The following is a 12,013-nucleotide window of genomic DNA, read 5'->3' as shown; positions in this document are numbered from 1 at the left end:
GCGAGGTCAGCAGACCGGAACGCCCGGCAGCTGGGCCGCTGGATGGTCGATATAGATGTTGGAGATGAAGCCGCCCTGGTCACGGAGTTTGCTCCACCAGTTGTTGGTGTAGCCGTCGGCGGTCACGGTGCTGCCCTGTTTCTGGCACACCACCGTGACATCGGTCGGTCCGGCGAGGACGTTGACCACCGCCGAGTCCAGATAGGCGTCCGCGCGCACCCGGATGTCCGAACCCCACGTACGGAAGGCACTGCCGCCACCACCGCAGCCGTTGTCACTGGTCAGATACGACTGGTTGTACTGCGAGGGGTAGGGCAGACCGGCACCGTTGATCACGATGTTCTGGCCAACGCCGTTGAGCAGCTGCTCGTAGTGGATATGCGCGCCTGAGGAGTTGCCGGAGGACCCGGTCACGCCGATCTGCTGTCCCTGGCCGACCGGGGCGCCGCTCGGCACGGAGTACGAGGCCAGATGGAAGTAGTACGTCTTCCAGCCCGCGCCGTGGTCGATCACGATGTAGTTGCCCGCGCCGCTGGGCTGTGACATCCGGGTGGCCGTACCGGCGGCGGAGGCCAGGACCGGTGTGCCGGCCGTCGAACCGCCGTCGGCCCGTACGAAGTCCAGCGCCCTGCGCACCTCGGCGGAGTGATGGCTGAGCGTCCACCGCTGACCGCACGGATAGGGGGCCTTGAAGTTCGGGGCGGCGAGCGGGGTGTCCTGGCGGGGCAGCGGGGAGCGGTCCGGCGACTGCGCGGAAGCGGTGGCCGGGCCGGCCGTCGCGAGGAGCGCGGCGACGAGCACCGACAGCACGGACAGCGGGGACAGTGCGGACAACGGGTGTCCGGGACGCATACGGGCTCCTCTGCCGAAGTGGGGCCGAAGTGGGGCCGATGGGGCGTGGACGGGGTGCGCGGTGAGGGAGTTCAGCACGTGGGGACGCCGGGCAGCCATGCCTCGGCGACATCGATGAAGATGGTGGAGACATAGCCGCCGTAGTCCGGCAGATAGGACCACCCGTCGTTGGTGATGCCGTCCACGGTGATCCGCTGGCCGTGGACCTGGCACCTGACATTGACCCGGGTGGGCCCGGCCAGCCGCGCCACCTCGGTCGACGCCGTCGTCGCCTGCTGCCGGATGCGCACATCGGTGCCCCAGGTGGGGAACGACGTGCCCGGCTGTCCGCCGGTCCACAGATAGGTGACGGTCACCCAGCCGTTGTCCGTCAGACCGATATTGGCGAAGGTGCCGTCGGCGAGATCGATTCCCGCCGGGTTCAGGACCCGCCGGCCCGAGGCGTCGAGTCCGCCGTTGTAGCCGGTCTCGTACGCCGCCTGCGCTTCGGGCTTTCCCTGCGGCAGATCCTGGAAGCTCTCCCGTACCGAGGAGGGGTTCCAGTGGTCGTCCCGGGTGTTCCAGGGACCGACGTCCCAGACCGGGGCGGTCTCACACCGGGCGGGGCCGCAGACCTGGACGGAGTACTGACCGCTGCCGTTCGGCGACAGGCCCCGCCTGGAGGGCAGCGCGACGAAGTGGTCGTTCGGCTGGATGACATGGCCGTTGGCGGTCGTTCCGCCGACGAGCCCCTCGCGGGTCGCGAAGACGCGCGCGCTGAAGGCGGCGGCGTCCGCGCCGGTCCGCGGCTCGGGGCCCCGGTCGGCCGTCAGCCGCAGTCCCCCGACCCGTGCCAGACCGGACGCGTCGGTGAGGGTGAGGCGCGCCTGTACGGTGCTGACGGTACGGCGCAGTGTCACCGCCGTCGCCGCCACCTCGCGCCACTCGGTCCAGGAGCCGTCGCCGGAGCGCCCCCTGACCTCGACGGCCACCCGCGCGCCGGCGGGCAGACGGGCCGTGAGCTCGGCCCGTACGCGGTTGACGGGACGGTCGAGCGTCCGGGGCGCCAGCACCCGCGCGCCGTATCCCCGGCCGCTCTCCGCCGACGCGGTGCGGAAGTCCCGGGCCAGGACGCGCAGTCCACCGGGGGAGTGGCGTACGTTCACATCGTCGGAGCCGACCCGGGAGAGATCCTCCGTCCAGGAGATCCCGTCCGGCGCTACGCGCGTGGACACACGCGCGTCGGCCGCCGTCGCGGGCGATGTGGCCACCGCGGGTCCCAGACACGCGAGTGCCGAGACGAGTCCGACCGGCCAGCGGTGCCGCTGCCACCTGTCACGCATCCTGAGTCGCCTTCGTTCCGGGCCGGGTGACGCCCCGTCACCAGTGCGAGGGGGCGGCCGGCGCGTCGGGGTGTGCTGAGCGGATCGGGTCCGGGCGACGCGATCCGGGCCACCGTAGCGATCCCGCCATGTCCACGACAAGAGCCCCGTTCTCCCCGGCACCCGCGGGACATGGCGCGGATCAGCCGGTCTCCCGGGCGCCGGACGGACGCGGGCCTGGGGCGCCGCCGGGCGCACCCGCGGCGGGGGCCTCGCACTCCGGAAGCGCTTGCGCCCGTACCCGGCGTACATAGCCGTCGACGAGCCGCTGGAGTACGTCGACGGTGGTGGCGATGTCGCGCTCCTCCACGTCGTGCAGGGCCTGTTGCAGGCTGGCGCGGTTGGCCTGGTGGAGACGGGCCAGCAAAGCCGTGCCCTCCGCCGTGATCGCCACCCGGCGCGCCCGGCCGTCGAGCGGGTCGGGTGTGCGCTCGACGAGCCGCTGGGCCTGCAACCGGGCGATCTGGCGGGTGACATGGGAGGGCTCGACCATGAGCCGGGTGGCGAGATCGCCGACCCGGCTGCCGTCGTTCTTGTCGAGAGCCAGCAGCAGATACACGTCCGAGCGGCGGGCGGTGACCCCGGCCTGCGAGATCTGCTGGTCGTGTGCCTGGGAGCGGGTGAGCAGATACGACAGCAGAGCCAGCATCTTCTCCAGTGCGGCTGTGGGTTCCGGGGCGGTGTCGGCGTCCGGCATGGAGGAACTGTAACGGCAACACCGCGCAAGGGGGCGCAGGTGGCGGCGGTCGGCATTCGGCCAAAGTGGAACGACGACCTCCCTCCCCTTCCTTCGGCACGCGCGGGCGCGTTAGCGTGACCGAGAGTTAATTGCTTTTGTTAGGTAATTCGCTCGCCCGCTCGACCCTCTCCCGGAAGCTCACCCGCGTCCCGCGTGAAGGAGAACCCCCCATGACCGTCACCGACCGCACCCCGCTCCTCACCGCCCCCGCCGCCCGAAGCGGTTGTCCCTTCGCCCCGCCTCCCGAGTACGAACAGGCGCGCGAGGAAGCCCCCGTGACCCGGGTGACGCTCTGGGACGGCTCCCAGTGCTGGCTGGTCACCCGTCACGAAGACGTCCGCGCGGTCCTCGGCGACCCGCGGTTCAGCGCCGAGGCCACCCGCCCCGGCTACCCCTTCCTCACCGCCGGACGCAAGAAGGTGGCCGCGGGCGAGTCGAGCTTCATCCGGATGGACGACCCGGACCACGCCCGGCTGCGCCGGATGCTCACCGCCGACTTCATGGTCAAGAAGATCGAGGCGATGCGCCCCGAGATCCAGCGCCTCACCGATGAGCTGCTGGACCGGATGACCGCCTCCCGGTCGTCGGCCGACCTGGTCACGGAGTTCGCGCTGCCGCTGCCGTCCCTGGTGATCTGCCGGCTGCTCGGAGTCCCCTACGAGGACCACGACTACTTCCAGGAACGCAGCCGCGTCCTGCTGCACAACGATTCGACGGAGGCCGAGGTCCTGACCGCCAGGGACGAACTGGTCGAGTATCTGACCGCACTGGCGAAGACCAAGGAGCAGGCGCCGGACGACGGCATCATCAGCCGGCTGATGGCCAGGGGCGAACTCACCATGCCCCAGACGGCGGCCATGGGGCTGCTGCTGCTGATCGCCGGCCATGAGACGACCGCGAACATGACCGCGCTGTCGGTGCTCGCCCTGCTGCGCGAACCGGACCAGTGGACCCGGCTCCAGGAGGACCCCTCCCTGGTGAAGGGGGCGGTCGAGGAACTGCTGCGCTATCTGACCATCGTGCACAACGGGGTCACCAGGGCGGCCACCGAGGATGTCACCGTCGGCGGCCGGACCATCCGCGCGGGCGAGGGCGTGATCTGCACGCTCAACACCGCCAACCGTGACGGGGACGTCTTCCCGTCCGGCGGGGACCTCGATGTGACCCGGGACGCCCGCCGCCATGTCGCCTTCGGCTTCGGCGTGCACCAGTGCCTGGGCCAGCCGCTGGCCCGCGTGGAGCTCCAGATAGCGCTGGAGACCATCATCCGCCGGCTGCCCGGCCTGCGTCTCGACGTGCCGTTCGAGGACATCCGCTTCCGCGCCGACATGGGCGTGTACGGCGTGTACGGGCTTCCGGTGGCCTGGTGAGCGCCGGAGTGGAGAGGGAGATCATGGAAGTTCAGCTCGATCAGGACAAGTGCTGCGGAGCGGGACAGTGCGTCCTCGTCGCCCCCGAAGTGTTCGACCAGCGTGACGAGGACGGCATAGCATTCGTACTCGACGCGCGGCCACCGGCCGCGCTGCACGAACAGGTACGCGAGGCCGCGCTCATCTGTCCGGCCGCCGCCATCCGACTGGAGCAATAGTGAGCGGAGCGGGAGTGAGTGGCGTCCGGCATGTGACCGTCGTCGGTGCCTCGGCGGCGGGCATGTCCACCGCCGAGGGGCTGCGCCGGGCCGGTTTCGAGGGACGGATCACCCTCATCGGTGAGGAGGTCCACCTCCCCTACGACAGGCCGCCGTTGTCGAAGCAGCTGCTGTCGGGAGCCTGGGAACCCGAGCGGCTGCGGCTGCGCGGCGAGGACGTGCTGACGGACCTGCGGCTCGATCTGCGGCTCGGTGTCCGGGCGCAGTCCCTGGACACGGCGGCGCGCCAGGTCGTCCTGGCCGACGGTGAACGGATCGGCTACGACGCCCTGGTGGTGGCGACGGGCGCCGCCGCCCGCCGGCTGCCCGGTACGGAAGGCATCGCCGGGGTGCATGTGCTGCGCACCCTGGAGGACGCCCTCGGTCTGCGGGAGGACCTGCGCGGCCGGCCACGGCTGGTCATCGTCGGCGCGGGCTTCGTCGGCTGCGAGGCCGCCGCCGTCGCCCGCGAACTGGGCGCCGAGGTCACCCTGGTCAGCGATGTCCCGATGCCGCTGTCCGACGTGCTCGGCACGGAACTGGGCACGATGCTCGCCGAGGTGCACCGCGACCACGGAGTACGGCTGGAGACGGGCGTGCTCGTCGAGGGGGTCGACTCCGAGGACGGCCGGGTCACCGGCGTGCGGCTGGCCGACGGCCGTACGCTCCCCGCCGATGTGGTGCTGGTCGGTATCGGTGCCCGGCCGGGCACCGGCTGGCTCGAAGGAAGCGGTCTTCCGGTCGGCGACGGAGTGGAGTGCGATCCCACGCTGTACGCGGGGTCGGGGGTCTGGGCGGCCGGCGATGTCGCCTGCTGGCTGCACCCGCGCACCGGCGCCCCGACCAGGATCGAGCATCGTACGAACGCCGCCGAACAGGGACTGGCCGTCGCCAGGAACATCCTGGCCGGGCCCGGTGCGGCCGTTCCCTTCGCTCCCGTTCCCTATGTCTGGTCCGACCAGTACGACCTGAAGGTGCAGATCTTCGGCCGTACCCGGGACGCCGACCGTGTCCATGTCGTCGAGGGCGCTGTCGCGGACCGCAAGCTCATCGCGCTCTACGGACGGGAGGGCCGGGTCTGCGGTGCCGTCTCCGTCAACATGGCGCGGGCGGCCCGTCCTTACCGCGCGCTGGTGGCCGAGGGCACCGACTGGGAGACGGCGGTCGGCGCCCGTACGGAGCTGGTCACCTAGCGCGGAGCCGGGTGTCTTGTGAGCGGGTCCGGCCGGTTGGCCGGGCCCGCTCTTCGTCGTGCGGGTGGGCGTCGAAGCGCTTCGATCCGACTATGGACAGGTCATAGACATGCCATCTAGTCTCGATGACGCGTCCGTCGAAGCGCTTCACTTCTCAACCGGCCTGCCTGGAGAGCTGAATGGTCACCCTCGCCGATGTCGCTCAGCACGCAGGAGTGTCCGCCAGCACGGTGAGCTACGTCCTCAGCGGCAAGCGCTCCATCTCGGCCTCCACCCGGGAACGGGTCGAGCACAGCATCGAACAGCTCGGCTACCACCCCAACGCCGGTGCCCGCGCGCTGGCCAGCAGCCGGTCGAACATCATCGCGCTGATGGTGCCGCTGCGCACGGACATGTATGTGCCGGTGATGATGGAGATCGCCATCGCGGTCGCCACCACGGCGCGCACTTTCGGCTACGACGTACTGCTGCTGACCGGCGAGGAGGGTCCTGCGGGGGTGCGACGGATCGAGGGCAGCGCCCTCGCCGACGCGATGATCCTGATGGATGTGGAGCTGCACGACGACCGGCTGCCGCTGCTGCGGGAGGCGCGGCGCCCCTCGGTGCTCATCGGGCTGCCCGCCGACACCACCGGACTCAGCTGTGTGGACCTCGACTTCGCCGCGGCCGGTGCCGTGTGCGCGGACCATCTGGCCGGTCTCGGCCACCGTGAGATCGCGGTCATCGGCGAGGCTCCCGGGGTGTACGAACGCCTCACCGGCTTCGCCGAACGTACGCTGAGCGGTCTGCGCGAGAGGAGCGCCGAGCTGGGGCTGCGGCTGCTGCACCGGCCCTGCGAGGGCAGTTACGCGGCCGTCTCCGCCACCGTCGGCCGGATCTTCGACGAACGCCCCGGCACCACCGCGTTCATCGTCCAGAACGAGGCCGCCACCGATCCGCTGCTGGCCCTCCTCCGCCAGCAGCGGCGCGCCGTACCGGAGGACATCTCGGTGGTCGCCATCTGCCCCGATCAGGTCGCCGTCCATGCCTCGGTGCCCCTCACCTCGGTCGCCGTCCCGGCACAGGAGATGGGGCGGCACGCGGTCGAGCAGGTCGTCGCGAAGCTCGCGGGCCGGGGACCGGACGAAGTCGTGCTGCTGCGGCCCGAGTTGACCGTACGGGAGAGCTCGGGCCCCCGGGCCGTCTCCGGGGACCCGGCGCGTTAGGCAGGTCGGCGTACCGTCAGCCGCCCGAGACCGAGAGGCTGTTCGTGGTGAAGTCGAGGCCGCCGGACGACGAGGTGATCTCGTAGCCGAACTGGACGTCCCCGATGGTCTCGTTGCCCCACCAGCCCTTGGTGTTCTTGATCCACTTCAGGATGGGCAGGATGTCGACCGTGCCCGAGGTGGAGTCCGAGGTGCGCAGGAACGAGAAGACCTCGTTGCCGCCGTTGTTCCCCTTGTACACGTTCCAGGTGTGGCCGCCGAGTGTGGCCGAGCCCTGCGAGGTGCCGAGCGGGCCGACCGCGCCGTTGTGGTTCACCCAGAGCATGACCTCGTAGTCGTAGTCGGTGTCCCAGATGTCGTACGACGTGTTGTACGCGCCCGAGGACGGCACGGACACGTTGTAGCCGCTCCGGAGCGAGGACAGCGAGTCCAGGGGTTTGTTGATCACCTTCTTCGCGTTGGGGTACGACTTGATGCCGCCGGTGCTGGGATGGGAGGCCCAGACGCCCCAGTTGGAGGAGGAGTTGGCCCAGATGGTCTGGGAGCCCGCGCCCGACCCCCAGATGTTGTTGTAGAGCGTGTAGCCGTCGGAGGTGGTGTACGAGCCCCACTGGTCCGACGAGGACCAGATGGCCGCGTGGGCCGGTGCGGCGGCGAAACCGATGAGGGCGGCGAACGCGGCCGCCGGGGCGAGCAGCAGCCTGCCCGGTGTACGGAGGTTCATGGCGTTCCTTCCTGGGGGTCGGTGGATCGGTGGGCCGGTGGGCGGGTGTTGGAGCGGCCGAGTGGCCTGGTGGCCGAGTGGTTCATCCACTCGACGGGTCAGGGCGTCCGCGCGCGGAGGATCGCCACACCGTGGCGGCCCAGCCCGACCGAGCCGTCCACCGCGCGACCGCTGAGCAACTCCCGGTGGCGACCGTCGACCGCGACGGTGACGTCCTTCGCGCCGTGGTTCAGCAGGAACAGCAGCGCGCCCCGGCGCACGGCCTCCACGCCCTCCGGCAGCCCCTCAAGCACGGGCCGGACACCCGCGCTCCGCGCCACCCCGGCGAGGAGCGCGCGCAGCGCCTCCGGCTCGGGGAGCGTCGAGACATACCAGGCACGGCCGTTGCGCAGAACGGCCGGCAGCCCGGCCAGTTCCCCGCTCGTGTACGAGGCGACGGTCTCGCCCGTCGACACCTCCAGTTCCTCGGACCACAGCGTGGCCCGGAAGCCGTCGCACTCCACGGTCTCGTCCGCGTCCAGCGGCCACCACTCGTGGACCGTGCCGATGCCGAACAGTTCCCGCAGCCGGACGTCCATCCCGCCCGCCCGCACCCGGTCGTCCTCGTCGGCGACGCCCGTCAGGAAGCCGGACACGAGGGTGCCGCCGTCGCGTACGTACCGGACCAGATTGTCGATCGCGGCGTCGGCCAGCAGATACATGTGCGGTACGACCACGAGCCGGTACGGGCGCAGGTCGTGGCCGGGACGGGCGAAGCCGGTGCGGAGGTTCGACTCCCACAGAGCGCGGTGCCAGGCGCGGAGCACCTCCGGGTAGTCGAGACGCGCCGAGAGCCGGCCGTCCTGCTGGTCCGCCCACCAGGAGTCCCAGTCGTGCAGCAGGGCGATCTCGTCGACCGTATGAGTGCCCGTCACCTCCGGTCCCAGCAGCTCCAGTTCCGCGCCGATTTGCTTGATCTCCCGGAAGGTACGGCCCTGTTCGCCCGCGTGGCTCAGCATCCCCGAGTGGAACTTCTCCGCGCCCTGCCGGGACTGCCGCCACTGGAAGTAGCAGACGGCGTCGGCGCCGCGTGCCACCGACTGCCACGACAGCAGCCGGTTGAGACCGGCCGGCTTGGGGTGATTGACGCCCCTCCAGTTGACCGCTCCCGCCGCCTGTTCCATCAGCATCCAGGGGCCCCGCGCCTGGGAGCGCGTCAGATCCCCGAGCATCGCGTTGTACTGACCGCCGTGAGGATCTCTCGGGTCGGGATAGATGTCGACGGACACCACATCCTCCCGCTCCGCCCATCCCCAGCCGTCCTGGCCGCTCCACAACGGCATGAAGTTGCTGGTCACCGGCGTGTCCGGGGTGTGCCGGATGACGATGTCGCGTTCCGCCGCATAACACTCCAGCAGCGCGTCCGAGGTGAAGCGCCGGAAGTCGAGGGTGTGCCCGGGGTTGCGCAGGTACTGGGCGCGCCGGGGCGGGATGATCTCGTCCCAGCTGTCGTAGCGCTGGCTCCAGAAGGCCGTTCCCCAGGACTCGTTGAGCGCGTCGAGACCGCCGTGCCGGGCGCGCAGCCAGTCGCGGAAGTGGCGTGCCGTCTCATCACACCAGCAGTGGGTGCAGTACTCGTTGTTGATGTGCCACATGCGCAGCGCCGGATGGCCGCCGTACCGCGCCGCGAGATCCTCGGTGAGCGCGGCGGCGTACGCGCGGTAGACCGGCGAGCTGGGGCAGAACTGCTGCCGCGAGCCCCACCACACGGTCCGGCCGTCCTCGTCGCGCGGCAGGGTCTCCGGATGCCGCGACCCCATCCACGGCGGCGGAGAGGCGGTCGGGGTGGCCAGGACGACCCCGATGCCGTTCTCCGCCATGAGGTCCATCAGCCGGTCGAGCCAGCCGAAGTCCCGTGCGCCCGGCCGCGGTTCCAGCCGCGCCCAGGAGAAGACGCCCAGGGTGACGGAGTTGACCCGGGCCTTCTTCATCAGCCGTACGTCCTGCGGCCAGCTCTCCTCGGGCCACTGCTCGGGGTTGTAGTCGCCGCCGAACAGCACACGGCCCCGTGTGGCGTCGTCCAGGGCGGGCATCAGACGGGGTCTCCGTACTGGATGCCGCGGCCGTTGGTGCCCAGATAGACGCGGCCGTGGACGCGTGGATCGCCGGTGATCACCTCACCGGTCCAGCCCCACTGATGCGCGTCGTCGTTGATCCGGGTCCAGCCGGCCCCCGCGTCGTCGGAGCGGTACACCCCGACGAAGTCCTCCGTCGCGCCGGTCTGGAAGACGGCGGGATAGGCCGCCCCCGGTGCCGCCCTGCCGAAGCCGAGGGCGTACGACGCCCAGCAGCTGGTGACCCTGGTGAAGGAGCCACCGCCATCTGTCGACCGGAACAGTCCGTTCCATTTGGCCGACAGCCAGAGATCACCGGTCCGCCCCGGCGCCGCCGCGATCCGGAACTGGACATCACCGGACGGCAGTCCGCCCGCGCCCCGCACAAAGGTCGCGCCCGCGTCCGTGGAGCGGTACACGGCGCCGCCGTCCGTGTCGTACACAGAGAAGCGCCGCGGATCGACCGGGTCGGCGACCGGCACCGCGCCCCTGGGGAAGGTGGCCACCTCGCTCCAGGTGGCGCCCCCGTCGGCGGAGCGGAAGCCGGGATGCCGCGTACCGTCCCAGTGGACGAACGACCAGAGCAGCACGGCGCCGTCGGCGCTCACCGCGATGGGCCCGGGGGCGGTCGACGCGATCGCGGGCTGTCCGGCGAAGGGGCGCCAGCTCTGGCCGCCGTCCGTCGAGTACGCGCCGTTCCCGTGGTCGCCCCAGCCCGCGCGCACCACGTACGACGGCTTCAGCGCGGCCAGCGCCAGACCGGTCGCCGAGCCGAAGACCGGGTTCGTGGCCATGCCCCGGGACGGGGAGACGGCAGGCGACTCGTGGTACACCACGCCGATGTCGCCGAGACCGCTGAGAAGCGGAGCGGCCCCGGCGGCCGGCGAGAGCAACTGCCGTACCGCGGACTCCTCCAGACCTCGGATCCAGGGTGCCCAGCGCACCAGATCACGGGTCGCGAACAGCGTCGCGCCCGTGCCGTACACCAGGTGCTTCGAGTCGTACGGATCGATCGCGACGGTCTGGATCCACCAGCCGAACTTGGGCGTGGCGCCCCAGGCCAGATACGGCGTCTCCCGGATGTCGAGTGTGGCGGTCTCCTTGAGCGAGACCCAGCTCCCGCCGCCGTCGGTGGACCGGTAGAGGGTGTCCACCGGGCCCCAGCGGTTGTTCGTGGAGACGACGACCGTACCGGCGACCCGGGCGTCGACGGCCACGCCCCCGTAGCCGAAGGCGTCACCCCCCGAGGGCCTGACCGGCGTCACGTCCCGCCAGGCGCCGGTGGCGGTGTCCAGCCGGTGCACCGATCCGTCGGTCTGGTTGTTGGGGCCCGGTGTGTTGGAGTACGTGACGTACAGGGAGCGGGAGTTCGCGTCGAAGGCCGCGCGGATCGGGACCCGCGCCGCCGCGCCCGACGGCCGGCCCGGGACGGCCTCCCACGCCACGCCGTCGCTCGTACGGTAGAGCGCGCCGCCGTCGTCGCCCCACCCGGCGTACACCACGCGCCCGGCGGCCACCAGAAAGGTGATGCCCTGGCCGGAGGCGCTCGCCGTGGCGGGGAACGGAGCGGCGGCCCAGGTCGCGCCCCGGTCGGACGAGGTGAGCAGTCCGTCGTGGCGGGTGCCGAGATAGAGGGTGTCGCCGTCGCGCGGGTCGACGAGCAGCCGCTCGCCCGCGCCCCGGCCGTCCTCGTTGCCGCCGAGCCTCACGGGCAGCGCGGCACGGCTCCAGGTGGCGCCCCGGTCGGCGGAGCGCAGCACCGCGCCGTTGCCGGCCCAGGACTGCGTATAGGCACCGAGTGCGAGATACAGCCGGTCGGGCCGGCCCGGATCGACGGCGATGGCCTCGACGCCGAGCAGATGGTAGTCGTCCCAGCCGAGATGGTCGGTGAGCGGTGTCCAGCGCTGCGCCGCGTCGTCCCAGCGGTAGGCGCCGCCGATGTCGGTACGGGCGTAGGCCAGCCCTCTCACCGCGGGATGGAAGAGCACACCGGTGACGAAACCGGTGCCACCGATGGCGACCGTACGCCAGCGGTACGGCTGCTCCACCGCCCGGCCGGTGGCGGCGCCGGGGGAGTGCCGGGGCGCGGCCACCGCGGGGGCCCCGGTCAGCGCCAGTGCCGCCGCCGCCCCCGAGGCCGTGGTGAGCACCGTACGTCTGCGGGGTCCATGCGTCGGATCGGACATGGCGTCACCTTCCGTCGTGGGGGAGTGCGCGCC

The 12,013-nt window shown here is 71.3% G+C and carries 10 protein-coding genes; 4 read left to right on the top strand and 6 right to left on the bottom strand.

All coding sequences use genetic code 11. The annotated features are described in order from the left end of the window. Positions 1 to 6 precede the first annotated feature (6 nt). From ACZ7LS_RS12710 to ACZ7LS_RS12700, 3 genes are all read right to left on the bottom strand, one after another. Positions 7 to 852: a M23 family metallopeptidase gene (locus ACZ7LS_RS12710; protein ID WP_385129638.1), complete on the bottom strand. Its 846-nt coding sequence runs from the start codon at positions 850 to 852 to the stop codon at positions 7 to 9. Positions 853 to 923: 71 nt separating this feature from the next. Continuing rightward, on the bottom strand, positions 924 to 2,174 hold the full coding sequence (locus ACZ7LS_RS12705; RefSeq protein ID WP_385129636.1) for a hypothetical protein: 1,251 nt from the start codon (positions 2,172 to 2,174) through the stop codon (positions 924 to 926). A 181-nt stretch (positions 2,175 to 2,355) separates the two neighbouring features. After that, positions 2,356 to 2,910: a MarR family winged helix-turn-helix transcriptional regulator gene (locus tag ACZ7LS_RS12700; protein ID WP_382519142.1), complete on the bottom strand. Its 555-nt coding sequence runs from the start codon at positions 2,908 to 2,910 to the stop codon at positions 2,356 to 2,358. A gap of 212 nt (positions 2,911 to 3,122) precedes the next feature. On the opposite strand from ACZ7LS_RS12700, the gene ACZ7LS_RS12695 reads away from it, so the two are divergent. The 4 genes from ACZ7LS_RS12695 (at position 3,123) to ACZ7LS_RS12680 (ending at position 6,977) form a co-directional block, all read left to right on the top strand. Then, positions 3,123 to 4,322 (top strand): cytochrome P450, encoded by a 1,200-nt coding sequence (locus ACZ7LS_RS12695; protein ID WP_382879013.1) that lies wholly within the window; start codon positions 3,123 to 3,125, stop codon positions 4,320 to 4,322. A gap of 23 nt (positions 4,323 to 4,345) precedes the next feature. Next, positions 4,346 to 4,540 carry a ferredoxin gene (locus ACZ7LS_RS12690; RefSeq protein WP_382519146.1) on the top strand — a complete coding sequence of 65 codons (195 nt, stop codon included), beginning with the start codon at positions 4,346 to 4,348 and terminating at the stop codon, positions 4,538 to 4,540. Positions 4,541 to 4,554: 14 nt separating this feature from the next. Continuing rightward, positions 4,555 to 5,772 carry an NAD(P)/FAD-dependent oxidoreductase gene (locus tag ACZ7LS_RS12685; protein ID WP_382519148.1) on the top strand — a complete coding sequence of 406 codons (1,218 nt, stop codon included), beginning with the start codon at positions 4,555 to 4,557 and terminating at the stop codon, positions 5,770 to 5,772. A 179-nt stretch (positions 5,773 to 5,951) separates the two neighbouring features. After that, positions 5,952 to 6,977: a LacI family DNA-binding transcriptional regulator gene (locus ACZ7LS_RS12680; RefSeq protein ID WP_382519149.1), complete on the top strand. Its 1,026-nt coding sequence runs from the start codon at positions 5,952 to 5,954 to the stop codon at positions 6,975 to 6,977. Between the two features lie 16 nt (positions 6,978 to 6,993). Here ACZ7LS_RS12680 and ACZ7LS_RS12675 read toward each other — a convergent pair whose 3' ends face one another. The 3 genes from ACZ7LS_RS12675 to ACZ7LS_RS12665 all read right to left on the bottom strand — a co-directional run bounded on the left by ACZ7LS_RS12675 (position 6,994) and on the right by ACZ7LS_RS12665 (position 11,980). After that, positions 6,994 to 7,701: a GH12 family glycosyl hydrolase domain-containing protein gene (locus tag ACZ7LS_RS12675; protein ID WP_385129634.1), complete on the bottom strand. Its 708-nt coding sequence runs from the start codon at positions 7,699 to 7,701 to the stop codon at positions 6,994 to 6,996. A 98-nt stretch (positions 7,702 to 7,799) separates the two neighbouring features. Further along, complete coding sequence (locus tag ACZ7LS_RS12670) at positions 7,800 to 9,773, bottom strand: beta-galactosidase (protein ID WP_385129632.1); 1,974 nt, start codon at positions 9,771 to 9,773, stop codon at positions 7,800 to 7,802. Beyond that, positions 9,773 to 11,980, bottom strand: a complete 2,208-nt coding sequence (locus tag ACZ7LS_RS12665; RefSeq protein WP_385129630.1) for a WD40/YVTN/BNR-like repeat-containing protein — start codon at positions 11,978 to 11,980, stop codon at positions 9,773 to 9,775. Before ACZ7LS_RS12665 ends, ACZ7LS_RS12670 begins: the two co-directional genes overlap by 1 nt. Positions 11,981 to 12,013: the final 33 nt, after the last annotated feature.

The sequence above is a fragment of the Streptomyces sp. NPDC039430 genome (assembly GCF_055639435.1).
Note: the sequence above shows the minus strand (reverse complement) of the source record. Positions and strands in the feature narration are given on the sequence as shown.